27 protein-coding genes and 1 tRNA gene are annotated in these 22,651 nt (G+C 64.0%); 16 read left to right on the top strand and 12 right to left on the bottom strand.

What is annotated here, in order from left to right:
* Positions 1-51 precede the first annotated feature (51 nt).
* The 8 genes from yacG to J6525_RS37025 form a co-directional block, all read right to left on the bottom strand.
* A complete protein-coding gene (yacG, locus tag J6525_RS37060; RefSeq protein ID WP_225648342.1) occupies positions 52-246 on the bottom strand; it encodes a DNA gyrase inhibitor YacG in 195 nt (64 codons plus the stop codon).
* Between the two features lie 445 nt (positions 247-691).
* Entirely contained in the window at positions 692-1,321 is a 630-nt protein-coding gene (locus J6525_RS37055) for a Maf-like protein (protein ID WP_018269043.1), read from the bottom strand.
* 198 nt (positions 1,322-1,519) lie between these two features.
* Positions 1,520-1,984 (bottom strand): arsenate-mycothiol transferase ArsC, encoded by a 465-nt coding sequence (locus J6525_RS37050; RefSeq protein ID WP_076828053.1) that lies wholly within the window; start codon positions 1,982-1,984, stop codon positions 1,520-1,522.
* Between the two features lie 114 nt (positions 1,985-2,098).
* Positions 2,099-2,605, bottom strand: a complete 507-nt coding sequence (locus J6525_RS37045; RefSeq protein ID WP_016841326.1) for a UPF0262 family protein — start codon at positions 2,603-2,605, stop codon at positions 2,099-2,101.
* Positions 2,602-3,897: a histidinol dehydrogenase gene (gene hisD, locus J6525_RS37040; RefSeq protein WP_225648341.1), complete on the bottom strand. Its 1,296-nt coding sequence runs from the start codon at positions 3,895-3,897 to the stop codon at positions 2,602-2,604. The genes J6525_RS37045 and hisD overlap by 4 nt, the downstream gene beginning before the upstream one ends.
* Positions 3,898-4,095: 198 nt before the next feature.
* Positions 4,096-4,524 carry a DUF2948 family protein gene (locus tag J6525_RS37035; protein WP_225648340.1) on the bottom strand — a complete coding sequence of 143 codons (429 nt, stop codon included), beginning with the start codon at positions 4,522-4,524 and terminating at the stop codon, positions 4,096-4,098.
* Between the two features lie 84 nt (positions 4,525-4,608).
* Entirely contained in the window at positions 4,609-5,268 is a 660-nt protein-coding gene (locus J6525_RS37030) for a Rossmann-fold NAD(P)-binding domain-containing protein (RefSeq protein WP_225648339.1), read from the bottom strand.
* Between the two features lie 29 nt (positions 5,269-5,297).
* On the bottom strand, positions 5,298-6,236 hold the full coding sequence (locus tag J6525_RS37025) for an SDR family oxidoreductase (RefSeq protein ID WP_225160832.1): 939 nt from the start codon (positions 6,234-6,236) through the stop codon (positions 5,298-5,300).
* Positions 6,237-6,404: 168 nt separating this feature from the next.
* On the opposite strand from J6525_RS37025, the gene J6525_RS37020 reads away from it, so the two are divergent.
* Entirely contained in the window at positions 6,405-7,010 is a 606-nt protein-coding gene (locus J6525_RS37020; RefSeq protein ID WP_225648338.1) for a TetR family transcriptional regulator, read from the top strand.
* A 345-nt stretch (positions 7,011-7,355) separates the two neighbouring features.
* On the opposite strand, the gene J6525_RS37015 is transcribed toward J6525_RS37020, so the two are convergent.
* The 4 genes from J6525_RS37015 to J6525_RS37000 form a co-directional block, all read right to left on the bottom strand.
* Complete coding sequence (locus tag J6525_RS37015; protein ID WP_225648337.1) at positions 7,356-8,180, bottom strand: alpha/beta fold hydrolase; 825 nt, start codon at positions 8,178-8,180, stop codon at positions 7,356-7,358.
* A gap of 130 nt (positions 8,181-8,310) precedes the next feature.
* A complete protein-coding gene (locus tag J6525_RS37010) occupies positions 8,311-8,811 on the bottom strand; it encodes a hypothetical protein (RefSeq protein ID WP_225648336.1) in 501 nt (166 codons plus the stop codon).
* Positions 8,812-8,988: 177 nt separating this feature from the next.
* Positions 8,989-9,297 (bottom strand): UBP-type zinc finger domain-containing protein, encoded by a 309-nt coding sequence (locus J6525_RS37005; RefSeq protein ID WP_137482431.1) that lies wholly within the window; start codon positions 9,295-9,297, stop codon positions 8,989-8,991.
* Positions 9,298-9,465: 168 nt separating this feature from the next.
* Complete coding sequence (locus tag J6525_RS37000; RefSeq protein WP_225648335.1) at positions 9,466-11,163, bottom strand: FAD-dependent oxidoreductase; 1,698 nt, start codon at positions 11,161-11,163, stop codon at positions 9,466-9,468.
* 546 nt (positions 11,164-11,709) lie between these two features.
* Here J6525_RS37000 and J6525_RS36995 point away from each other — a divergent pair.
* The 15 genes from J6525_RS36995 (at position 11,710) to J6525_RS36920 (ending at position 22,297) form a co-directional block, all read left to right on the top strand.
* Positions 11,710-11,784: transfer RNA gene (locus J6525_RS36995), tRNA-Thr, on the top strand.
* A gap of 142 nt (positions 11,785-11,926) precedes the next feature.
* Entirely contained in the window at positions 11,927-12,178 is a 252-nt protein-coding gene (locus J6525_RS36990) for a DUF6074 family protein (RefSeq protein WP_225648334.1), read from the top strand.
* A complete protein-coding gene (locus tag J6525_RS36985) occupies positions 12,175-13,056 on the top strand; it encodes a hypothetical protein (protein ID WP_225648333.1) in 882 nt (293 codons plus the stop codon). Before J6525_RS36990 ends, J6525_RS36985 begins: the two co-directional genes overlap by 4 nt.
* Positions 13,053-13,400, top strand: coding sequence for a hypothetical protein (locus J6525_RS36980; RefSeq protein ID WP_225648332.1), 348 nt, complete (start codon positions 13,053-13,055; stop codon positions 13,398-13,400). The genes J6525_RS36985 and J6525_RS36980 overlap by 4 nt, the downstream gene beginning before the upstream one ends.
* Positions 13,400-14,290, top strand: a complete 891-nt coding sequence (locus J6525_RS36975; RefSeq protein ID WP_225648331.1) for a hypothetical protein — start codon at positions 13,400-13,402, stop codon at positions 14,288-14,290. Before J6525_RS36980 ends, J6525_RS36975 begins: the two co-directional genes overlap by 1 nt.
* A gap of 14 nt (positions 14,291-14,304) precedes the next feature.
* Entirely contained in the window at positions 14,305-14,604 is a 300-nt protein-coding gene (locus tag J6525_RS36970) for a hypothetical protein (protein WP_225648330.1), read from the top strand.
* 268 nt (positions 14,605-14,872) lie between these two features.
* Positions 14,873-16,084, top strand: coding sequence for a phage portal protein (locus tag J6525_RS36965; protein ID WP_225648329.1), 1,212 nt, complete (start codon positions 14,873-14,875; stop codon positions 16,082-16,084).
* Positions 16,081-16,587, top strand: coding sequence for an HK97 family phage prohead protease (locus J6525_RS36960; RefSeq protein WP_225648328.1), 507 nt, complete (start codon positions 16,081-16,083; stop codon positions 16,585-16,587). The genes J6525_RS36965 and J6525_RS36960 overlap by 4 nt, the downstream gene beginning before the upstream one ends.
* Before the next feature lie 31 nt (positions 16,588-16,618).
* Positions 16,619-17,770 carry a phage major capsid protein gene (locus J6525_RS36955; protein ID WP_225648327.1) on the top strand — a complete coding sequence of 384 codons (1,152 nt, stop codon included), beginning with the start codon at positions 16,619-16,621 and terminating at the stop codon, positions 17,768-17,770.
* A 12-nt stretch (positions 17,771-17,782) separates the two neighbouring features.
* Positions 17,783-18,208 (top strand): hypothetical protein, encoded by a 426-nt coding sequence (locus J6525_RS36950; protein WP_225648326.1) that lies wholly within the window; start codon positions 17,783-17,785, stop codon positions 18,206-18,208.
* Between the two features lie 105 nt (positions 18,209-18,313).
* Complete coding sequence (locus J6525_RS36945) at positions 18,314-18,910, top strand: head-tail connector protein (protein WP_225648325.1); 597 nt, start codon at positions 18,314-18,316, stop codon at positions 18,908-18,910.
* Complete coding sequence (locus tag J6525_RS36940; RefSeq protein ID WP_225648324.1) at positions 18,903-19,316, top strand: hypothetical protein; 414 nt, start codon at positions 18,903-18,905, stop codon at positions 19,314-19,316. Before J6525_RS36945 ends, J6525_RS36940 begins: the two co-directional genes overlap by 8 nt.
* Positions 19,316-19,702 (top strand): hypothetical protein, encoded by a 387-nt coding sequence (locus J6525_RS36935; RefSeq protein WP_225648323.1) that lies wholly within the window; start codon positions 19,316-19,318, stop codon positions 19,700-19,702. The genes J6525_RS36940 and J6525_RS36935 overlap by 1 nt, the downstream gene beginning before the upstream one ends.
* Positions 19,703-20,166: 464 nt before the next feature.
* The gene (locus tag J6525_RS36925; RefSeq protein ID WP_225648322.1) at positions 20,167-20,610 is read left to right on the top strand and encodes a hypothetical protein; all 444 of its coding nucleotides are present in this window, start codon (positions 20,167-20,169) and stop codon (positions 20,608-20,610) included.
* Positions 20,603-22,297 carry a terminase large subunit gene (locus J6525_RS36920; protein ID WP_225648321.1) on the top strand — a complete coding sequence of 565 codons (1,695 nt, stop codon included), beginning with the start codon at positions 20,603-20,605 and terminating at the stop codon, positions 22,295-22,297. The genes J6525_RS36925 and J6525_RS36920 overlap by 8 nt, the downstream gene beginning before the upstream one ends.
* Positions 22,298-22,651 lie beyond the last annotated feature (354 nt).

Below are 22,651 nucleotides of genomic sequence, written 5' to 3'. Positions count from 1 at the left end.
GTGCGGCGAGCCCGGCTTTTGACCTTTCCCCAACTTGTTGGGAACTCTTGGCTATTCCGGGTCCTCCGCGTCGTCCTCGCGGCCTGGGACGACATAGCGGCCGGTCAGCCAGCGGTTGAGGTCGACGTCGCGGCAGCGCGCCGAGCAGAACGGGCGGAAGGCCTGCTCGACGGACTTGCCGCAGATCGGGCAGGCGCGCGGGGTGGCAGAGGGTATGGCCTTGGGCCTTCGGGCTTGGTCGGTCATGGCTGGGCCGGAGTTTACATCATCTGCCGCATGTTCCGCTGCGCTCCCTCTCCGCTTGCGGGTAGGGCAATCGCATATGCGTCTTCGCCGGCGCGCAGGTGCTTGGCCTCGTGGCTCGACACGGCGATCTCGCCCGCAAGCGCAGGGCGATAGCCTCGGAGCGAGGGGCGTCTCCGCGATTTCTGGATAATGGAAGAATGCCGCTGATTTGCCCGACGAGTCAAGTTGTCGTGTCGAACGCCGGCAGCCGCCGGCTACTTTGCATGGGGTTGTTTTCGATATTTTGGCAGCGCGCCCCTGCGGCAAGCTATCGCGTCCGGCTATCGGCCTCGTTGCATAGCCCGGCCATGACGATGTGGAGCAGTTGGGGTGGGGTCTCATCGCGAGTCGTTCACGAGGAAAGAGCCCACCCGTATCGCATCTTCGATGCACGAAAGTGGATACCTCACACCGCGACGGAGTTGAGCCAGCCGTGACGGATCGGGAAGCCCTCGCCGCCGAGCAAGGTCACGGTCTCGTAGAGCGGCAGCCCGACCACATTGGTGTAGGAGCCGACCATCTTGACCACGAACGATCCGGCAATGCCTTGCACCGCGTAGCCGCCGGCTTTGCCGCGCCATTCGCCGGAGCCGATATAGGCCTGGATGTCGTCCTCGCTGAGCCGCTTGAAGCGCACGCGCGTTTCGACCAGGCGCTGACGGAATGCCTCGCGCGGCGTCACCACGCAGATCGCGGTGTAGACGCGGTGATTGCGGCCCGACAGCAGCCGCAGGCACTGCGCGGCCTCGTCGACCAGATTGGCCTTGGGCAGGATGCGGCGGCCGACCGCGACCACGGTGTCGGCGGCAATGATGAAGGAGCCGCGCAGGTCGTCGTCAAGATGCACCGATTTCAGCGCCGCGTCGGCCTTGGCGCGCGCCAGGCGGTTGGCGCAGGCGCGCGGCAACTCGCCCCGCCGCGGGGTCTCGTCGACATCGGCCGGGCGCAGCGCATCGGGCTCGATGCCGGCCTGGTTGAGCAGGGCCAGCCGCCGCGGCGAACCGGAAGCAAGAACGAATTTGGGACGGCCTAGCATGCGGGCTTTTGGGCTGAATCGGGGGGACGGACGCGGGCGGAACCTATCGGATGGGGCATGGATGCACAACCTTGGAACCGGCTGCGAATCGCGCCCCCGCCTGGAGACCAGGCCCCATAAGCACAGCTGTTTGTCAGTCTGGCGACAAGCGGCGGTTCTGCGAATCGGAACACGCTGGTCCGCTCGCCTCGCCGAGCCTCACAGGTTTGCCGCGCCGGCCCTGGCAAAGCGGCGGCGGATGCGAAGCAACAGGCCGTCGCAGACCTCGCGGTAGGCGGCGAGCTTCTGCTCGCGGTTGCCGCTGGTGCCGGTCGGATCCTGCGTCGGCCAGTATTCGACATCGGCGGCGAGCGTGCGGGTGAGATCCAGCGCCCTGTGGTGCGCCTCCGGCGACAGCGTGATGATGAGATCGAAGTTCAGCCCCTCCCAGTCCTCGAGCTCCTCGAAGGTTTGCGGCTTGTGGCTGGAAATGTCCTGGCCGAGTTCGGCCATCACCGAGACGGCGAACGGGTCGAGCTCGCCCTTCTTGACGCCGGCCGAGCGAACATAGAGGCCTTGCGGAAACATCTGCTGCAGCAGGCTTTCGGCCATCGGCGACCGCACGCTGTTCAGGCCGCATGCGAACAGCACGGCCTGGGGATTGCGCGCGCGCGGCGCTTCCATGCGATCAGGCTTTTTTCGATCGGGGTACGCCCCCGTCAATCACCGCTTCACCGATCATGCGCCACTTCGATTGGCGCATAATCTGATCCGAAAACCGGTATCCACTTTTCGGGATCATGCGCCTTCACCCTTCCAGTGCAGCACAGTGATCAGCGTGAACAGCCGCCGCGCGGTCTCGAAATCGACGCGCACCTTGCCCTTGAGCCGCTCCTGCAGCGTGCGCGAGCCCTCGTCATGGATGCCGCGGCGGCCCATGTCGATCGCCTCGATCTTGTCCGGCGTCGCGGTCCGGATCGCCTGATAATAGCTGTCGCAGATCATGAAGTAGTCCTTCACGACGCGGCGGAACGGGGTCAGCGACAACAGATGTGCGACCACCGGCGCGCCGTCCTCCTTGCGGATATCGAACATCAGCCGGTTGCCGGTGATCGCGATATGCAGGGTGTAAGGCCCCGGCCCGGCGGCGCCCTCGGGCGCGAACAGGTTCTGCTCGATCAAATCGTAGATCGCGATCGCCCGCTCATGCTCGATATCGGGCCCGGAACGGCCGATCGATTCCTCGTCGAGCGTCACCGCGACGATGCGATTGTTGGAATCCTCGTCGTCTGGTGGCTTGTTCATGAGAGGTTGAGGCGCAATCCGACGGAACGTGAATGGGCATCGAGACCCTCGGCCTGGCCGAGCGTCATCGCGGCGGGCCCGAGTGCACGGAGTTGATCCGGCCCGCACCGCAGGATCGAGGTTCGCTTCATGAAGTCAAGCACCCCGAGGCCGGAGGAGAACCGCGCCGAGCGCGCGGTCGGCAGCACATGGTTGGAGCCGCCGACATAATCGCCGATCGCCTCCGGGGTATGGGCCCCGAGGAAGATCGCCCCGGCGTTGCGGACCTTGTTCGACAGGCCCTCGGCGTCCGCGGTCATGATCTCGAGATGCTCGGCCGCGATCGCATTGGCGAGCTCGACCGCGTCGTCGAGTTTTGCCACCTTGATCACGGCACCGAAGTCGTTCCACGAGGTGCGGGCGATCTCGGCGCGCGGCAAGGTCGCAAGCTGCGCCTCGACCGCGCGCTCGACGTCGGCGGCAAGCCGTGCACTGTCGGTGATCAGGATCGACTGCGCGCTGACGTCATGCTCGGCCTGCGCCAGGAGATCGGCCGCGATCCAGTCGGCACTGCCGGTGTCGTCGGCGATGACCAGCACCTCGGAGGGGCCGGCGATCATGTCGATGCCGACCTTGCCGAACACCAGCCGCTTTGCCGCGGCGACATAGGCGTTGCCGGGGCCGACGATCTTGGCGACCGGCGCGATCGTCGCGGTGCCGTAGGCCAGCGCCGCCACCGCCTGGGCGCCGCCGACCCGGTAGATTTCCGAGACGCCGCCGAGATGGGCGGCGGCGAGCACCAGCGGGTTGAGCTTGCCGTCCGGCGCCGGCACCACCATCACCACCCGCGGCACGCCGGCGACCTTGGCCGGCACCGCGTTCATCAGCACCGAGGACGGATAGGCCGCGGTGCCGCCGGGCACATAGAGCCCGACCGCATCGACCGCGCTCCACCGCCAGCCGAGCTCGACGCCGGCGGCATCGGTGAAGCGCTCATCCTTCGGCAACTGGCGGCGGTGAAAGGTCTCGATCCGGTCGCGCGCGAACCTCAGGGCCTCGACGGTCTTGGGGTCGCAGGCCGCAACCGCGGCGTCGATCTCGGCTGCGGTAATGCGCAGGCCGGCCGCCTCGATATCGAGCCGGTCGAACTTTTTGGTCGCCTCGAGCAGCGCCGCGTCGCCGCGGGCCGCCACGTCGTCGACGATCGCGCGGGTGGCGCGCTCGACGTCGGCCGATACCTCGCGCTTGGCCGCCAGGAAATCGCGGAATCGCTGCTCGAAATCGGCGCTCTGTCGGTCCAGGCGAACGGGCATGACGGCTTTCTTAGGAGGAATTCGGGTCCCTGCTCAATGGCGCGACGGATAATGGCCGTCAACCCTTGGGGGATGTCATTCCGGGATGGTCCGAAGGACCAGACCCGGAATCTCGAGATTCCGGGTTCGGTCCGGAGCCTGTCATCGGGCCGCGCTTTGCGCGGACCCGTTGGGACCGCCCCGGAATGACGTGCCCAATCACCCCGGCGCCACGCCGAGATCGTCGATGCCCAGATCAGTCAATTCGCACTCCAGGCACTCGACATCCAGCCGCAGCGCCCCGCCATGGCCGAACATCAGGAGCGCGCTGCCGCCCGGCGGGTCGGAGGCATAGAACTCGATCCCGAGCAGTTCCAGGGTGGCTTCCGGGGCCTCCAGGTCGATATTGCGCGACTTGCATGCCAGCACCCGGTCGAACCTGAGCGCGGCGATCAGCCGCCGCGAGCAGGTGCCGCCCGACAGGGTCTGCTCCCAGTCCAGCCGGTTCAGGCCGACCACGAGCCGCTTCTCGTCCTGGCGCCAGACGATGTCGGAGGGCTGGACGTGGGCGTCCTGCACATGGGTCGAGATGACCGCGAGGTCATCGGCATCGAGGGCAATCAGTTTCAGCGGCGCGGGTGGGGACATGACGGTGGTTATAACGCCTCGCGGCCCGGGGGGTACCAAGAGACCTGGCGAAATCGCCGCTCGAGGGAACCGGCCCACCACGCTTCAGAGGCGATTGATGTCCTCGCTCTCCAGCACCGGCTTTGGGTAGCCGTCGCGGGCGACCTTCAGCATGGCGCGGCCGAGCTGTTCCGATGTCGTCATGTAGCTCGGGGCGACCCGCACCAGAAAGGAAAGCAGCGGCGAGGTCGCGAGATAGATCGCCTGCACCCAGCCGGTCTTGGAGCGGACGCCATGCAGCGGCTGGATCCCGGCGGGCCGGAACATGTAGGCGGCCTTGAACGGCAGCTTGAGCAAATCGTTCTCGGTCTTGCCCTTCACCCGCGCCCACATCAACGGGCCGCGCTCGGTGGAATCGGTGCTGCGCCCCGTGACATAGGTGAACACCATGCCGGGATTGAGCCGCGCCAGCAGCGTCGCCGCGGCCAGCGTGATGTCGTAGGTGAGATGGCGGTAGCGTGCCTCGTCCATGCCGATCGAGGAGACGCCGAGGCAGAAGAAGCAGGCGTCGTAGCCGGCAAGCTGCGGCTCGATCGCGCTGTAATCGACGAAATTGTCGTGGATCAACTCGACAAGCTTGGCATCGCGCTGCCCGGTCGGGCTGCGCCCAACCGCGAGCACGCGCTCGACAGCGGGATCGAGCAGGCATTCGCGCAGCACGCCCTGCCCGACCATGCCGGTCGCGCCGAACAGGATGACCTTCATCTCGATTGCCCCGCTGCCGCCCGATCCGTTCAGGCGGCGGTTGCGACCTGATCAAACGATACACCGGTCAGCGCCGCCGAGATATCCCATAGCCGCTCCGCTACCGCGGCGTCCCTGGCGTGCGGCATGATGCGCGCCGGCGCAGGTGGGCCCTTCAACTCATAGAATCCGTTGGGCCCGTAATAGCCGCCCGGCTGGGCCGCGGCTGACGTCGCCGCGAACAGCGTCGGCAACGCGCCCGCCGCCGCGGAGTGGCTCATGATCGGCTGCAAATATCGACCGAACCGCCACGACAGGCTGTCGGTGCCGGGACCGTTCGGGATCAACTCGGTGCGCGCGTAGCCGGGATGCGCGGCATTGCTCATCAGTCCCCAGCCGTTGATCGCACTGCGACGCTGCAATTCGAGCGCAAACATCAGCATCGCAAGCTTCGACTGGCAGTAGGCGCGCCACGGCGCGTAGGAACGGCGGGCCTGCAGATCGTCGAAATTGATGACGCCGGAGCGATGCGCAAGACTGGAGAGATTGACGACGCGGGTGTTGTGGCCGCGGCGGAGCTGCGGCAACAGCAGCGCGGTCAACGCATAGTGGCCGAGATAGTTGGTGCCGAACTGCATCTCGAACTCGTCAGCGGTCACCTGCCGCTTCGGCAGCGACATCACGGCGGCATTGTTGATCAGGAGATCGAGCGCGGTATGCGTGGCGGCGAAGCGCCCGGCGAAATCGGCAACCGATGCGAGGTTCGCGAGGTCGAGCGTTTCATAGGTCACCGCGGCATCGGGAAGCTGCGCGCGGATTCGCGCCAGCGCGTCCTGCCCCTTGGCGCCGTTGCGGCCGGTGAGCACGACATTGGCGCCGGCGCGCGCCAGTTCCAGCGCGGTCTCGTAGCCGAGTCCGCCGGTAGCGCCCGTGATCACGGCGGTCCTGCCGCCCTGCCGCGGAATGTCTGCAGTGCTCCAGCCGGTCATGCTTATATCTCCTTGCGACACGATTCGGGTTCTTGTCGGGTTCTTGCGGGTCCAGCCGCATCCGACGAAATGTGCACTAAGTGCATTTTTGCAAGAGGTGAAAAATTGCAGCGTCCGGCGTCCGCGCGCAAACCGGCCAAGAAATCGGCCAAGAGACCGGTCAAGTCGATGCAATCCAAAGCGAATCCGGCGCCGCCGGCGGCGGGCCTGCGCGCACGCAAGCGGCAGGAGACCCGGGAGCGGCTGACCAAGGCGGCGATGATGCTGTTTCTCGAGCGCGGCTTCGAGGCGACCACGCTCGACGACATCGTCGCCGCCGCCGACGTCTCGCGCCGCACCTTCTTTCACTATTTCGCCTCGAAGGAAGACGTGGTGCTGGCCTGGCAGGAGGACGGTACCGCGGCACTGATCGCAGCCGTTGCGGCGCGCCCGGCCACTGAATCCATGCTGCAGGCCGCCGAGAACGCCATCGCCGACATGGTCAAGCAGATCGACCCGCGCGAGGCGGTCGCGCTGGCGCGGCTGAAGCGCGACAATCCAGCGCTGCAGGCGCGCGATCAGGCCAAATATGAAAGGCTTGAGCGTGAGCTCGCCAACGCGTTGCTCAAGCGCGCCAACCACAAGAACGACCGGATGAAAGCCCGGCTGGTCGCGATGATCACGACCGGCGCGATGCGCGTCGGCAGCGAGCTCTGGGCCGACGATGGCGCCCGCGAGAAGCCGGACCTGGTCGCCAAGCGCCTGTTCGCCGCGATCCGCGCGGTTTTTGAGTGAGCGAGCCGATCACGGCGCTTCCGAAACATCGTCTCCGTAAGGCGAGCACATGCTTCGGACTCCTCCCCCCGTGTGGTAGGGCAATCGCATATGGCCGTTTGAGGCGATCGGAGTTCCCACAAACGCGTCATGCCCGGGCTTGTCCCGGGCATCCACGTCTTCGTTTCCACGCGAAGAGAAGACGTGGATGGCCGGGACAAGCCCGGCCATGACGGCGCGGAAGAATCGGTTCATTCCATATGCGATTGCCCTGCCCCTTGTGGGGAGAGGAGTAAGCCACCGGGCGAGGTGGATTGAGGCTGCGCAATGTTGAGACGCGCGGCGCAGAGCACAACCCCTCTCACATCAGCCCTTGATGAACGCCAGCAGGTCGGCGTTGATCGTCTCGGCCTCCGTCGTCGGCATGCCGTGCGGAAAACCCTTGTAGGTCTTCAGCGTGCCGTTCTTCAGAAGCTTGGCCGAGAGCGGGGCGGAGTCGGCGTAGGGCACGATCTGGTCGTCGTCGCCATGCATCACCAGCACCGGCACGTTGATCTTCTTCAGATCCTCGGTGAAGTCGGTCTGCGAGAACGCGACGATGCCGTCGTAATGTGCCTTGGCGCCGCCCATCATGCCCTGCCGCCACCAGTTCTGGATCACGGCTTCCGATGATTTTGCGCCGGGCCGGTTGTAGCCGTAGAACGGCCCGGCCGGCAGGTCGCGGTAGAATTGCGAGCGGTTGGCGGCGAGTTGCGCCTGCAAGCCGTCGAATACCGACTTCGGCAAGCCGCCGGGATTATTCGCCGTCTGCACCATCAACGGCGGCACCGCGCTCAGGATCGCCGCCTTCGCCACCCGGCTCTCGCCGTGGCGGGCGATGTAGTGCACCACCTCGCCGCCGCCGGTGGAATGGCCGACATGGACGGCGTTCTTCAGGTCGAGATGCGCGGTGACGGCCGCGAGGTCGTCGGCATAGTGATCCATGTCATGACCGTCGGCGACCTGGGCGGAGCGGCCGTGGCCGCGGCGGTCATGGGCGACGACGCGAAAGCCGTGACCCACGAAGAAAAGCATCTGCGCGTCCCAGTCGTCCGACGACAGCGGCCAGCCATGGCTGAACACGATCGGCTGCCCCGAGCCCCAATCCTTGTAGAAAATCTCGACGCCGTCTTTGGTGGTGATGGTGGGCATTTGAATTGCTCCTCTTGCTGTATTCGTCATTCCGGGGTACGCGCAGCGTGAACCCCGAATCCAGATATTGGATTGCGAGATTCCGGGTTCGACGCTGCGCGTCGCCCCGGAATGACGAGGTCCTATTGGATCAGGCGAACGTGACCGGCCTGAACCGGCGCCAGGCACCGATGGTCACCAGGACGAAGAACACCAGCACGATGCCCTGCACCACGGCAAAGACCGGCCCGGATGGCGGGTTCGGCGGCACGGCCGGCGCCAGCGCCTGCAACGCCGGCACCTTGAGGAAGCTCTGGATGACCAGCACGAAGACGTTGAGATAGAGCGAGACCATCGCGGTCACGATATAGATCGGACGCCAGGCGCCCTTGAGCTGCATCGCATAGAGCGCAATGCAGGCAATCGCGAGCAGCACCAGCGAAAGCCCGCCGATGATGTGCGACGGCAGCAGCTTCTCGGTCACCAAAGGCGGGATCACGAAGCCGGTGGCGCTGGTCAGGATCGTGAGCACGAGGAAGATCGCGGTCAGCCCCGACATCGCGCGCGAGCCGAGCAGCCCGAACATCACGAGTACGCCGGCGACGATTGCAATCAGGCTGATAATGACGTGCACAAGCACCAATGTCGTCATGTGGCGCACTCCCCGTTGAGACCCGCGTGCGAGGTTACGATGCGTGACGGAAAATTGCTACATGCTTCGATGGCAGGACGGCCGACATCCCATCAAAAATTGCCGGCGCCGGCGACTGCTGAAAGTTTTCGCACGCATGTCACACGATGCGGCACGTGCGCCGTGCGCGAAGCCTCATCAATCATAGCGCGGGATCGGTCCGTTATGCGGCGTCTTGCGCTTCGACAGATCGAACAGCACCTCGTCAACATAGCACCAGCCCCAGCCTTCCGGCGGATCGTAGCCCTCGATCACGGGATGGCCGGTGGCGTGGAAATGCGCCGTCGCATGCCGGTTCGGCGAGTCGTCGCAGCAGCCGACATGGCCGCAGGTGCGGCAGATGCGCAAATGCAGCCAGCGGCTGCCGCTCTTCAGGCATTCCTCGCAGCCGAGCGCGCTCGGCGTGACATCCTGGATGCCGGCGATATGGGTGCAGCCTTTCGTCATTTTTCGGCCCTTACCTGTCGCAGCTATCTGATCCGTCATCCTGAGGTGCGAGCTCTTGCGAGCCTCGAAGGATGCACGGCCACACTGTGGCCGATTCATCCTTCGAGACGCCGCTTCGCGGCTCCTCAGGATGACGGGAAAACGTTTGCGTGCGTCGCATCGACGTTGCTACAGCGTGTGATCACCCGCATCAGCGAGATAGCCGTGCAGGGCGGCCACCACCTGCGCGCCCTCGCCGATCGCGCCGCCGACGCGCTTGACTGATCCGGAGCGGACGTCGCCGACCGCGAACACGCCGGGCACCGTGGTCTCGAGCAGCGGCACGGCGCGCGCGCCCTCGCCGGTCTGCACGCCGGTCATCACGAAGCCGCCGCGGTCGACCTGCACGCCGCAGCCCTCAAGCCAGCCGGTCGCCGGATCGGCGCCGACAAACAAAAAGAGATTGCGGATATCCATGGTGAACTGGTCGGGCGCGAGCCGGCTGCGCCAGCGCACCCGCTGCAGCGTCTCCGCGCCGTCGAGCCCGATCACCTCGGTGTTGAACATCAATTCGATATTCGGCGTCGCCTCGATGCGCTCGATCAAATAGCGCGACATGCTGGCACCGAGCCCGCCGCCGCGGATCATCATGTTGACCTTGCGGGCATGCGCCGACAGGAACACCGCCGCCTGCCCCGCGGAGTTGCCGCCGCCGACCAGCACGACATCCTGGTTGGCGCAGAGCCGCGCCTCGATCGGCGAGGCCCAGTACCAGACGCCGCGGCCTTCAAACGCATCGAGATTGTCGATCTCGGGCCGGCGATAGCGCGCCCCGCTGGCGACCACCACGGATTTCGCGCGCAGCGTATGCCCGCAGGCGGTGTCGAGCACGAATGCGCCGGACGCTTTCGTGCAGTCGAGCGATTTGATCGAGACCGGGATCAGCATCTCGGCGCCGAATTTCTGCGCCTGGTTGAAGGCGCGCCCGGCCAGCGCCTGGCCGGAGATGCCGGTCGGAAAGCCCAGATAGTTTTCGATGCGCATGCTGGCGCCGGCCTGGCCGCCGAAGGCGCGGGAATCGAACACCGCAACCGACAGGCCTTCCGACGCCGCATAGACCGCGGTGGCAAGCCCGGCCGGGCCGCTGCCGACCACGGCAACATCGTAGAGTTTTTCATGCGCGCTGTTGCCGATCATGCCGAGCGCCATCGCAAGCGCGGTCTCGGACGGATTGCGCAGCACCGTGCCGTTGGGACAGACCACCAGCGGCAGCTCGGCGCGCGTCGGCGAATAGCGCGCGACGAGGTCGGCGGCATCCTTGTCGGTCTCGGGGTCGAGGAAGTGGTGCGGCTGGCCGTTGCGCGCCAAAAAATTCTGCAGCGAGGCCATGTTGCCGACCGAGACGGGGCCGATCAGCACCGGCCCGCCGGCGCCGCCCTGGATCAGGCTGACGCGGCGCAGGATCAGCGCGCGCATGATGCGTTCGCCGAGATCGGCCTCTGCAACCAAAAGCGCGCGCAGCCGGTCGGGCGGCAGCAGCAGCGTCTCGACCACCCCATCGGCATGGCCGTCGACCAGCGCCGGGCGGCCGGAGAGCTGGCCGATCTCGGCGAGAAACTGGCCCGGTCCCTGGTCGATGATCGGCGCGACATGGCCGAGGCCGTCGCGCTGGGTGATCGAGACATTGCCCGATAGCACCACGAACATGCCGGGCCCGGGTTTGCCGGTCTCGAACAGCGCCTCGCCGTCCTGGTATGAGCGCGGCTCGCCGAAGCGGCGCATCCGCTCGATCTCGTGCGCGGTCAGGGTCGGAAAGGTCTGCTCATGGCGCGGGAAGGCGTAGGCGGTTGCGCTCAGCCGATCGATCGTCGTCTCATCTACAGCCATCTCGGCGACCCGCTTCCTTATGACAGCACGAACTGGGTTAACGGCGCGGCTCGTTTCCGCCGGCGTCATCTAGCGAGCCATCGGCTGGTTCGGAAGCCACATCCTCGCGACCGCGCGCCTGCGATTTCCGCCGCTTCAGGTTTTCGCGCAGCGCGAGCTTGAGACGATCCTGTCGTGAATCCTTCACGCGGGCTCCGGCCTGCCCGCCGCCTCTGTCCTGGTCGCCTGTCATTGCAAAACTCTCGAACCGCCGCCGCCCTGCGCGAGGCAAGCATAGCCAATGGCGGATGCCCGCGCACCCTGCCCGGTCGGCCAGTTGCGGCGATATGATTCGGCGGCAAGCGCGGATCGGGATAGTTTCGGCGCAATCGGGAACCCAATCCGGCCGAAATCGGCCAGATTGGCCGGAATCATCGGCGAGGCGGTCGATTTCTGCCGATTTCAAGGGCGACAGGGGCGCTGTTTCGCTTGCGCCAAAGGGAGGCCTGTGGCAAGAACCGCCCGCTTGGACGGGCCCTCGGGGCCGATTCAATTTTTCCCGGGCATGCTGCCGTAGCTCAGTGGTAGAGCACTCCATTGGTAATGGAGAGGTCGACAGTTCAATCCTGTCTGGCAGCACCATCTTTCCCAAGCATTATCAATACTTAGCTCCGCAACCACTCCACGTTCCCCCACTCTTCGGGCGTGAACGTAGTTGGAACGTCAGCGTAGAGCTGGGGGAAATCTCGGGGAATATGTTCGCTGCCCGTTCGAGGCCGGCGGCATGAGCGCGGCTGTCATCCCATTTCCTTTAGCCAAGCGCCTAGACCTCATCCACCGACAGGCCGAGTACGCCCTGTGCCTCAAGCCTGAGAAGGCGGAGCAGCACATCCATCGCCAGCTTCAATGCCAAGCCGACGCTCTTCACCGCCGCGGTGTCAGTCCGGCTGCCATCAAGCGCGAGCTGGCGGCCATGGAGATGGCCATCCGGACCGTCATGTGGCGCCTGACATTCGGTACCCCGGAGCAGGCATGACGCGGGGCAAGAGACGCAAGACGACGATTGGTGGCCAATTCATTGGGCGGCTCGTCGAGATGCTGGAATCCCCCGTCATGCGGGTCCTTAACCAGTCTGAGCACCGTGTGCTGATGCGGCTGGAAATCGAGCTCGCCCACCACGGCGGGACGAGCAACGGCGCCTTAGTGGTTACCCATCAACAGTTCGTCGACTTCGGCGTCGACCGGGAAGCCGTCGCGCCGTCGATCCGGTGTCTGGCGGCGTTGAAGCTAATCGAGATCACCAAGCAAGGACGGGGTGGCAACCGAGAATACCGGGAGGCCAGCCAATATCGGCTGACCTACCTGCACACCGACAGGGCCGACCCGACACACGATTGGCGATCGATCACCACCAAGGAACAGGCCAAGAATGTCGCCGTCGAAGCCAGACGGGCCAAAGGCGTTGAGGCCGTGGAGCGATCCAAGAAGGCCCGCCAAAAACAGGAAACCGGGTCGGAGTCTCCGCAGGTTTCGGGTCGGAAAGTCCGACCTGAAACAGAACAAATCCAGGTCGGAAACTCCGACGTAGTAGCCCGCGTCGGAAACTCCGACGTAGCTTCTATATCTCGGGGTGGGAGTACCAAACAGCCGCCCCGCGAAGCGCGCCCCCCACACGGCGCCGTAGCGAGCGGGGCGGCGGCACCCAGCAACGCGCCCATGAAGGGGGACGAAGTCCTCCTGGACGAGATCGCGAAGCGGCTGGGGCTGCCGGATGGCTGGCTGATCGTGCAGGACCTCCATGAGCGCGATCCTGACCACCTCCGAAACCTGGTGGTGCTGCAGAGCCGCGGCGCGCTGGGTGAGCAGGTTCTCGTGGGTCTTCGGTTCGACCACCTCAAAAGGAAAGCAGCATGAGCATCGAAACAGCCGCGTTGTCGGACAGTCCGCTGGAATGTCCAGTGGACAGCGCTAGCACCACGCTAGCGGCCAGCAAGCCGAACTTCCTCGCGAGCGCTTACACCAACGTCGGCAACGGCTGGGTGCGCGCATTCCCGTGGACATGGTCGAGCACGAGGGGAGACTGCTACTCGACCGTCTACGTGCGGCCGAAAGGCGACGGGCAGCAGACGGTCAGGGTCCACGTCCACAAGCTCTACATCCGGGACGCCACCGCTGCGGTCTTCGAGATCACCAACCAGTTGCACCAGGACATTCAGACCAAGCGATCGCCGCGCTTTCGTCGCCGGAAGCGTCGTTAATGGTCAGCAGAGTTGAGGCATGCTTTGACGAGATCCTTGCTCTCGTCGCCAGCGGGATGACGATACGGGAGGCTCTGAAATCCCGTCCTGAGTTTCCCCCTAAGCCGACCTTCAAGTGGTTCGTATACGACAGTGGTGATCCTGAGCGGCGAATTCGCCTTGAGGTCGCGAAGGCGGCAGGTAAGGCCGCAACCGCTGGGCGGTATAAGCCGCGCGCCTTCTCTGAGCAAAAATACGAACGGTCGCTCGAGGTAGTCTACAACAGTGACCCCGCCGTCCGTCTAGAAGATTTGGATTTCGAGGATGGCCCAACGTATTACGCCCTGCGGTACCGAGCGGTTCGTGATGCGTCGTTCGCAAGCCGGCTGACAATTGCGATGAAAGATCGCAAGTGGGGCGGTCGCGCGAGAACATATACCGACGCGCAGATCGACCGGGCGATCGGCATCATTCGCACTGAGGGGCATGCTCGGTATCGGGAATCCCACACGCAGCGCGGGCTTCCCCACTACTGCCAGATATTGCGACGAGCGGAAGGCGATCCAGCTCTTTTGCGGCGCTACCAAAACGCCGTGAGTGCTTGGGTCGATACCTCAGGCGAACTTCATCGCACATCGCTGCTCGCGAACAACATCTACCGCACCATTGATGAGGCCTTACCTCGCCACATTGAACGCGTCGATCGGGAAGACGTGATCTCCGACATCGTCGAAGAGGTGATTTCAGGTCGCGTGCTGATCGGCAACGTGCCCTCGCTGGCCGGCGAGTTCGTTCGACGACACGACCGGATGTTTTCTCGACATCGCAACCGATCACTGGATGAGCCGGTCTTCAAAGGGACGCGCGTCGACTCGGTGTCGGCGGATGTGCCTGAAACGTGGGGATACTGATGCGGAAAGGAGACATGGTGCGCGCCGGCAACTCAGCACCGATGCTGATCGTGGAACAGGACGGAGGAACGGCAACCTGCGTTTTCGTGGATAGCAACGGATCGATACGAAAACGATCATGCTTCCTCGATCAGTTAACCCCGCTTTGGCTGTCGCTGAGTCCGAAGACGACTTGGCCAGACACCTCGCAAATCGACCAGATCTCCATCGAGAAAGAGGAGCGCGAGGCTGCTGCGGCTCGCAAGGTCGCTCGCCAGGCAGCGCGCAAGGCTCGTCGCAGCAACCGCATCAAGCGGGGTCGCGATGCAGCGTGAGGACGATAAGGTGATCGGCGCAAAGGCGATTGCGTTCGAGATGGGCTGCTCTGTTCGCACCGTTTATCGGCGAGCAGAGGAGCCGGATGCACCGATCTATAAGCCGTGCGGCAGATACCAGGCTTTCAGGAGTGAGCTGCGCGACTGGGTCAGAAGGAAGCCTGACTGTCAGGTTCTGTCAGGTTTTGGCAGGTAGTGGCAGGTTTCAGGAATAGCGATCACGCGTCGCTCCGCCTTACACCTTGTGTAGGCGGAGAAGATAGCTGGTTTGTTCGATCGTCTGAAAAACATCTTCGGCTTCGGCGCGAAGTCCCTCTATGACCCTGCAAGCTGGCAGGCGCTAATTGATTTTGGCGCGCAGACTGCGGCGGGCATTCTCGTATCTCCACGTCTTGCCGATCGTTGTCCGGCCGTTCACGCTGGCAAGCGCATCCGCTGTGAAACGCTGGCCACGTTGTCGCTGAAGCTCTACCGCCGCAATGGCGACGCGAGCGAGGAAGCGACCGATCATCCTCTCTACCAGCTCTTGCACGACCGCCCGAACGGTTGGACGTCTGCCACTGAATTCATCACCACGCTCGAGAACGACGTCATCGATCATGGTCACGGGTATGCCTTCGCCAATCGGGTGAACGGAAAGATCATTGAGCTGATCCGGCTCGACCCCACGTCCGTGGCCGTCACGTTCGACCTGATCACCATGGAGCCGACTTACCGCGTTACAGTCTCGGCTGGTCCGGCGCGTGAGTATAGCTGGCGCGACATCCTTCACGTCTCGTCTTGGAATAAGCGGTCCGCGGTCCGCGACTGCGCCGAGGCCATCGGCCTGGCAATCGCGCTGGAGCGGCATGCGTCCCGGATACTGGGTAACGGTGCCCGTCCTTCTGGCGTCATCAAGGCCAAGACCAAACTCAGCGATACCGCCTATGCCCGCCTCAAGAAATCCTGGCGCAACGAACAATCCGGAGAGGCGGCCGGCGGCACCGCCATCCTCGAGGACGGCGCCGAGTTCGAGGCGCTGACGTTCTCGTCGGTCGACCTGCAGTTCCAGGAAATGCGGAATTTCCAGATCCTGGAGATTGGCCGCGCCTTGGGTATTCCCCCGACGCTGCTCTACGAGCTCGGCCGGGCGACTTGGGCGAACGCCGAGGAGATGGGGCAGGCGTTCCTCAGCTTCACCATGCTCGGCCGCTGCAAGCTCTGGGAAGGCGCCATTTCCCGGCTCCTGACCGAGGACGAGCAAAAGAACTTCTACCCAGAATTCCTGACCGACACGCTCGTCCGGGCGGACCTGGCTGCCCGCTTCGAGGCGTTCGCCAAGGCCTGCGGCGGCCCGTGGATGGCTCCTGACGAGGTCCGGGCGATCGACAACCGGGGACCGATCGAGGGCGGTGCGACCCTCCGGCCGCCCGCAAATGCCGTTGGCGTCACGCCGGACAACAAGCCGGCGCCCAAGCCCAACCTGCAGGTGGCCGCATGAACGGCAAATTCGAATTCAAGGCCGACATTGCGGTTGACGACGCCGGGGTAATCAGCGGCATCGCCTGGCCGTTTGGGACGCCGGACCGGGTAGGTGACGAGATCGCCCCGGGGGCCTTCAAGTCGGCCAAGGCGCCGTTGCCGTTGCTGTTCGCGCATGACCCGTCCCAGCCGCTGGGCGCGTGGGACGAGCTCCAGGAGACTTCCAAGGGCCTCCAGGTCAAGGGCAGGCTTCTGGTCGACGACGTCGCCCGGGCCAAGGAAGTCCGGGCTTTGGTGAGGTCCGGCGCCGTCACCGGCCTTTCGATCGGCTTCATCACCAAATCCGCCCGTGCACGCCGTGGAGGCGGGCGCGTCATCAAGTCCCTCGACCTGGTCGAGGTCTCATTGGTCACCGTCCCGGCCCATCCGGGAGCGCGCGTGACATCGGCGAAATCCGCGGCGGCTCTCATTGCGCTGGCCGACGCGATCCATCGGGCCAGCGCAGCCCTCAAACTCAAATAGGTAACCAATGCTTCACGCCCACAAGAGCGCCATGCTGTCCGGCGCAATCGAACTGAAGGACGGCGACGAGGATCATCCTGCTGCGATCGTGCAGAAGGCGCTCGAAGACCTGACCAAGTCGGTGAACGATCGCTTCACCGCGGTCGAGGGTAAGACGATCGACCACAAGAACCTGCAGGACCGCCTCGACAAGCTCGAAGCGAAGATGAACCGGCCTGGCGCCACCGCTGGTGACGAAAATCCGGACGCCGAGGTCGAGAAGAAGGCTTGGGACAGCTTTATCCGACGCGGTCGCGAGGGGCTATCGGCTGATGAAGCCAAATCCCTGCGCGTGTCGGACGACACTGCCGGCGGCTATCTGGCTCCGGATTCCTATCAGCAGGAGCTGGACCGTAACATCGTCCTGTTTTCGCCCGTTCGCTCCGTCGCGCGCGTCATGCCGACCGGCTCCGGCGCCGTCCGCTGGCCCAAGCGTACCGGTGGCCTCACTTCGGCCTGGGTCGGGGAAACCGACGACCGCCCGGAAACGACCGTGACGTTCGGCGAGAATCGATACGAGGTCCGCGAGATCGCGGCCTATGTCGACGTGTCGAACGCCATGCTCGAGGACTCGACCTTCGACATCGGTGCTCTGCTGGCCTTTGAATTCGCGGAGGACATGGGCGCCAAGGAAGGTACGGCCTTCGTCAATGGTGCTTCGCAGTTGTCGCCGATCGGCTTCATGCAGGACGCCAACCTCAGCTACACGCCGGGCGCCGATGCCAGCAACGTCAAGGCTGATGGCCTGATCGATCTTTACCACGCGCTCAAGTCGCCTTACCGCGCGAATGCGGTCTGGGGCATGAACAGCGCCACGCTGGGCGCCATCCGCAAGCTGAAGGATACCGCGGGCAACTACCTGACCGCGATGCAGGGCATCAACAACGCCCCGGTGACCACCATCCTGGGCCGTCCCGTTGTCGAGATGCCGGACATGCCGGACGTCGCTGGCAACGCCTATCCGATCATCTTCGGCGACTTCACGCAGGGCTATCGGATCTTCGACCGCGTCGCGCTGTCGATCCTCCGCGACCCGTACAGCCAAGCCACCAAGGGTATGACCCGCTTCCACGGTCGGCGCCGTGTCGCTGGCGGCGTCGGCAGGGCCGAAGCCCTCCGCAAGCTGAAAATCGCAACGAGCTAAGGAACGAACGCAATGCGCGATCAGGCAAATAACATCCACCTCAAGACGGCGTTCGCGCCGGCTGCGGCCGTCACCGATAACACGGCCCAGGTCAGCGCTATCCTCGACGTGCTCGGCTATGGCTCGGCGACGCTGGCTTTCGTCACTGGCACTCTGTCGGACGCAGACGCGACCTTCACGCTGCTGCTCGAGGAAAGCAACGATTCCGGCATGTCCGGCGCCGTTGCTGTAGCCGATAAGGACATGATCGGCACCGAGGCATTGGCCGGCTTCACTTTCGCCGATGACGGCGAGGTCCGGAAGCTCGGTTACATCGGCTCCAAGCGGTACATCCGGGCGACGATCACACCGGCCAACAACACGGGCAACCTGTTCCTCGGTGGCATGTGGGTGCTCGGCAAGCCGTCCAGCGTGCCGACTGCGAACCCGCCGCAGTAACGAATGCCCCTGCGTCGGCAGGGGCTAGGGGTGCGGTGAAGCTCAAGTCTTCCCCGCCGGATCGATGTCGAACGACGCCGCACCCCGTCCATTCGGAACGAGATAATGATCACGGTCACTGTAGCTGCCACCGACATCAACCTGACCCGCCTCGATACCGTCAAGGCGGAGCTAGGTATCGTCGACCGCGGCTCTGACGATAAGCTGAAGAAGCTGATCAGCCAGGCGAGCGGCATCGTCGCATCGTACTGCAACAGGGTATTTGCTCTGGAGACCGTGCAAGAGATCTTCCGCGTTCGGTGCGGTACTCAGGGCCTGACCACCGGGCGCTATCCTGTCACCGCGATTAGCTCGATCGTCGAAAACGACACTGAGCTGTCTGCGGACGACTTCGAAGCTGACCTAGAAGCAGGAATCATTGAGCGCCTGCGTTCCGGATGCGTAGTGCGATGGCCTCAGGGCAAGGTCACGGTGATCTATAGCGCCGGCTACAATCTTCCGGCCGACGTGCCCGAACCCGTCGAGCGGGCCACCATAGAGCTCGTAAAGCAATTCTATTCCTCCGGTGATCGCGATCCGCTCGTCCGTAGCGAGACCGTCGAGGGCGCCGGCAGCACCGACTACTTCGCGCCATTCACGGGCGGCTTCACGCCCGAGGTCGAGGCGCTGCTCGAACCCTTCAGAAAGCTCTCAAATGCTTAATCCCGGCGACTACACGCTTGCGGCGCTCGGCATCACCACGGCGCTGACTGGGCAGGCGCAAACCTCGATCCAAGACCTTGAGGGGATGAATGCCGCGACGATCGAGGCGCAGTTCGCCTATGGCTCTGGTGGCACCAGCGCAAAGGTCTGGATTCAGACGACGCTCGACGCCGGCCAGACCTGGCTGGATGTCGCGTGCTTTGCGTTCACGACGTCTAGCGCTGTAAAGGTCATCAATCTGTCTGGTCTGACGCCGGTAACCACGGCGATAGTTCCGACTGACGGTTCGATGTCGGACAACACGGCGCAGGACGGCGTTCTCGGCTCGGCGCTCCGCGCCAAGATCACCACCGTGGGCACGTATGCCGGCAGCACCGCACTCAGCGTGAGGGCCAGCGTTCGCTAATGAACCGGCTGCTGTCCCAACTGAACCGGTGGCTGGATAAGCGAGGCGAGCCTGTCTGGCTGCAGCGCACCACCTCAGGCACCAGCGTCCGCGCCAAGGTGCCAGCCATCGTGCGCGCACTGACCGCGGAACAGTTGATCGGCAACATCACGCAGCAAAGTCTCTTCATCATCGTTTCACCGACGCATCTGTTCGACCGTGAGCAATGGCCTGGTGGCTTCACTCCAGCAGTGCAGACGGCCGGTATCATCGCTCCCACCGACCCGCGCTTTCCCCGCACTTCCGATGCCATCTTCGTGCGTGGCCCGCAGAGAGCGCTCACCAACGTCAAACCGGTCTTCGACCGCGGTGAGTGCATCCGTATCGAACTGAGCTGTACGGGGTAGGTGGCCATGCCAATGCGAGCACCCCGCGTCTGTACGTGTGGCCGCCGTGTCAGTGGTGGCACGCGGTGCGTATGTCAGCAGGCACGCAAGGCTGAGGCAGACAAGCGCAGGCCATCAGCGCGCGCTCGTGGTTACACCACCAAGTGGGAACGTGAGAGCAAGGCGTTCCTGGTCCGGCCCGAGAACCAGCGCTGCGCCTGCGGCTGCGGACGCTTGGCAGACATGGTCGACCACAAGATCCCGCACCGTGGCGATCAGCGTCTGTTCTGGAGCCGCAGCAACTGGCAGCCGATGGCGTCGTCTCCCTGCCACGCCAGCCGCAAGCAGTCCCAAGAGAAACGGGCAGCCCGCGACGGCGTCATGGCCCCCCCGGGGGGGGCCTCGCAGACTTTCCGTGGGGGCCTTGGGACCGGTTCCGGGGGCGGATTTTCGGCCATGCAGGATACGAAAACGGAAATTCAGCCATGAGCCGGCCTGGCCCCAAGGGAAAGCCGCCCGAGCTGAAGGTCATTTCCGGCACTGACCAGCCCGTCAGGAGGCGGGAGAGGGTGGTCTCTGTGCTTGACGGCCAGCCCGTCAAGCCCGCGTGGCTCAAAGGTCGCGCGGCCAAGCTGTGGGCGGAGAAGGTTGCGACATACGCCGATCGCGGGCAGTCGGTCACCGGCTGCGAGAGCGCCCTGGCCCAATACTGCTCGCTTGAAGCGTCCCTGATCGAGCAGTTCGTCAAGAAGCTCACCCCGCCGACCAGCCAACTCTCGGCCTACCGCACCTATGCGGCGGAATTCTTCGACACGCCGGCATCGCAAATCGGCTCGCCGAAGCAGCCCAAGGCCGGCAAGTTCGCCGGTAACGGCCAGCCTCCGCAAGGTGAACTTGCGTCTCAACCTGAGACGAAACCCGATGCGTGATTATCCGGGCATCGCGGAGCGGTATTGTCGTGACGTCATCGCTGGTGCGCTGGTTGCCGGCAAGTGGACCCGGCTTGCATGTCGACGCCACCTGCAGGATCTGGCGCGCTCTGGTGACGATGCGTTCCGGTACAAGTTTAGCGCGTGGCACGCCTCTGACGTGTGCGACTTCATCGAGAAGCTGCCGCACGTCGAGGGTAAGTGGGCGTCCCCGACAATCACGCTGGAGCCGTGGCAGGTTTGGCTGCTGGTGTGTGTCTTCGGATGGCGTCGCAAGTCGGATGGTGGCCGGCGTTTCGAACAGTCCTACGTCGAGGTGGCCCGTAAGAACGCCAAGTCGGCGCTAACCTCCGGTGTGTCCCTGTATTGCCTGACCTGTGACGGCGAGATCGGACCGCAGATCAAGACCGCTGCGACCACCGGAGGTCAGGCGCGCATCGTGTTCGATGTCGCCAGCAAGATGGCCAAGGGAACGCCGGATCTTCTGGAAGCGTTCGGCCTCGAGGTCATGGCGAATTCGGTGGTTTGCCACCAGAACAACGGCAGCATTCAGCCGATCAATGCCAAGTCGTCGACGCAGGATGGCTTAAACCCGCATCTGACGGTGGTCGACGAGCTCCACGCTCACCAAGATCGATCGCTGTTCGATGTGCTTCGGTCCGCCACCGGAGCGCGAAAAAATCCGCTGATGTGGATGATCACGACAGCCGGTTATTCGACGATTGGCGTTTGCTACGAGCAGCGGGACTATCTGTGTAAGGTTCTGGAGGGTGTGGTCGAGGACGACAGCTATTTTGGCGTCATCTACACGCTCGACGAAGGCGACAATCCGTTCGATGAGAGCGCCTGGCCGAAGGCAAATCCCAATCTGAACGTCTCGGTCGACATCGACAAGATGCGCGCCTATGCGCGGCAGGCGAAGAACTCGCCGGCCAGTGAGGGCGAATTCCGGACCAAGCGGCTCAATCTCTGGCAGAACTCGCACTCCACCTGGCTGTCAATCGAGCAGTGGAAGGCCTGCGGCGACACGACGCTGAAGATTGACGATTTCGCGGGCGAACTCGCATGGATCGGTGTCGACCTGGCCGACACTAACGACGTCGCCGCTCTCGTCATCGTCTTCGAGCGTGATGGCGTCCATCACGCATTCGCACGCTTCTATCTGCCCGAAGATTTGGTCGAGATCTGCGCCCATCGCACAACCACGCACTACAAGGTGTGGGCCGATCAAGGCTTCATCACCACGACTAAGGGCGATTTCATCGATCATAACGCCATCGAGCAAGAGATCCGGGCGCTGTGCGAGGCGCATCAGGTGATGAACATCCGTCTGGAGCATTACGGCTCCGCCCAGATCGCCGCAAACCTCATGGAAGACGGTCTTCCGGTCGAGATCGTGCATAAGAAGCCAGAAACCTATAGCGAGCCGGCGAAGCTGCTCGAGGCGTGGGTAGAGATCAAGAAATTCCGGTTCGATGGCAATCCGGTTCTGACCTGGATGGCGTCGAACTGTGTCGTCGATCGCCGCGTGAACGGTTCGATCCTCCCGAAGAAAGAGCACAAAGACTCACCGAAAAAAATCGACGGCATTGATGCGCTGATCATGGCGATCGGCGCGGCAACCGCTGGTGAAAGCCGCTCAGCGTATGATTCAGACGATAGAGCAGACGGAATTTTGCATGTTTGAGATCAGGAGACCTTCAGCAAATGCCAACCTTGGATAATTGTATCAACTCAATCTTTGAGCCGGGCAACATCGGCTCGAGCAGTGGTCAGCCGCCGACAACTATTCGGGTCGGAACGATCTACACGCCCGGTAACTATGATCCGGATGCGGTCACGTACTCCCACGACTTCGCAAAATTCTACAATAGCTTTGTTCATCACCACAGGGTTCGATAATGAGCGGCGCAGCAACCACGAAGCCATATAAAGACGGAAGCGCTGGCTCCTTCAGCGGCCGAGAATGGGACGAGAGCGGGACTGGGACCGGGCCGTTCTCTGCAATGCCGGTGCTGAGCGACGGAGCTGGTGGGACACT

Source organism: Bradyrhizobium australafricanum (assembly GCF_020329495.1).
GTDB lineage: Bacteria > Pseudomonadota > Alphaproteobacteria > Rhizobiales > Xanthobacteraceae > Bradyrhizobium > Bradyrhizobium australafricanum.
The sequence above is the reverse complement of the archived record's forward strand: the minus strand, read 5'-3'. Positions and strand labels throughout refer to the sequence as shown.

Bases quoted from the DNA above. Each gene is read 5' to 3' on its own strand.
- J6525_RS37020 (WP_225648338.1), top strand. From the start codon at position 6,405: ATGCAATCCAAAGCGAATCCGGCGCCGCCGGCGGCGGGCCTGCGCGCA.
- J6525_RS37030 (WP_225648339.1), bottom strand. From the start codon at position 5,268: ATGAAGGTCATCCTGTTCGGCGCGACCGGCATGGTCGGGCAGGGCGTG.
- J6525_RS37035 (WP_225648340.1), bottom strand. From the start codon at position 4,524: ATGTCCCCACCCGCGCCGCTGAAACTGATTGCCCTCGATGCCGATGAC.
- J6525_RS36980 (WP_225648332.1), top strand. From the start codon at position 13,053: ATGAGCATCGAAACAGCCGCGTTGTCGGACAGTCCGCTGGAATGTCCA.
- J6525_RS37050 (WP_076828053.1), bottom strand. From the start codon at position 1,984: ATGGAAGCGCCGCGCGCGCGCAATCCCCAGGCCGTGCTGTTCGCATGC.
- J6525_RS37045 (WP_016841326.1), bottom strand. From the start codon at position 2,605: ATGAACAAGCCACCAGACGACGAGGATTCCAACAATCGCATCGTCGCG.
- J6525_RS36925 (WP_225648322.1), top strand. From the start codon at position 20,167: ATGAGCCGGCCTGGCCCCAAGGGAAAGCCGCCCGAGCTGAAGGTCATT.
- J6525_RS37005 (WP_137482431.1), bottom strand. From the start codon at position 9,297: ATGACGAAAGGCTGCACCCATATCGCCGGCATCCAGGATGTCACGCCG.
- J6525_RS36960 (WP_225648328.1), top strand. From the start codon at position 16,081: ATGAACGGCAAATTCGAATTCAAGGCCGACATTGCGGTTGACGACGCC.
- J6525_RS36935 (WP_225648323.1), top strand. From the start codon at position 19,316: ATGAACCGGCTGCTGTCCCAACTGAACCGGTGGCTGGATAAGCGAGGC.
- yacG (WP_225648342.1), bottom strand. From the start codon at position 246: ATGACCGACCAAGCCCGAAGGCCCAAGGCCATACCCTCTGCCACCCCG.
- J6525_RS36940 (WP_225648324.1), top strand. From the start codon at position 18,903: ATGCTTAATCCCGGCGACTACACGCTTGCGGCGCTCGGCATCACCACG.
- J6525_RS36950 (WP_225648326.1), top strand. From the start codon at position 17,783: ATGCGCGATCAGGCAAATAACATCCACCTCAAGACGGCGTTCGCGCCG.
- J6525_RS36975 (WP_225648331.1), top strand. From the start codon at position 13,400: ATGGTCAGCAGAGTTGAGGCATGCTTTGACGAGATCCTTGCTCTCGTC.
- J6525_RS36990 (WP_225648334.1), top strand. From the start codon at position 11,927: ATGAGCGCGGCTGTCATCCCATTTCCTTTAGCCAAGCGCCTAGACCTC.
- J6525_RS37000 (WP_225648335.1), bottom strand. From the start codon at position 11,163: ATGGCTGTAGATGAGACGACGATCGATCGGCTGAGCGCAACCGCCTAC.
- J6525_RS36985 (WP_225648333.1), top strand. From the start codon at position 12,175: ATGACGCGGGGCAAGAGACGCAAGACGACGATTGGTGGCCAATTCATT.
- J6525_RS37055 (WP_018269043.1), bottom strand. From the start codon at position 1,321: ATGCTAGGCCGTCCCAAATTCGTTCTTGCTTCCGGTTCGCCGCGGCGG.
- J6525_RS36970 (WP_225648330.1), top strand. From the start codon at position 14,305: ATGGTGCGCGCCGGCAACTCAGCACCGATGCTGATCGTGGAACAGGAC.
- J6525_RS36955 (WP_225648327.1), top strand. From the start codon at position 16,619: ATGCTGTCCGGCGCAATCGAACTGAAGGACGGCGACGAGGATCATCCT.
- J6525_RS36945 (WP_225648325.1), top strand. From the start codon at position 18,314: ATGATCACGGTCACTGTAGCTGCCACCGACATCAACCTGACCCGCCTC.
- J6525_RS37015 (WP_225648337.1), bottom strand. From the start codon at position 8,180: ATGCCCACCATCACCACCAAAGACGGCGTCGAGATTTTCTACAAGGAT.
- J6525_RS37010 (WP_225648336.1), bottom strand. From the start codon at position 8,811: ATGACGACATTGGTGCTTGTGCACGTCATTATCAGCCTGATTGCAATC.
- hisD (WP_225648341.1), bottom strand. From the start codon at position 3,897: ATGCCCGTTCGCCTGGACCGACAGAGCGCCGATTTCGAGCAGCGATTC.
- J6525_RS36920 (WP_225648321.1), top strand. From the start codon at position 20,603: ATGCGTGATTATCCGGGCATCGCGGAGCGGTATTGTCGTGACGTCATC.
- J6525_RS37025 (WP_225160832.1), bottom strand. From the start codon at position 6,236: ATGACCGGCTGGAGCACTGCAGACATTCCGCGGCAGGGCGGCAGGACC.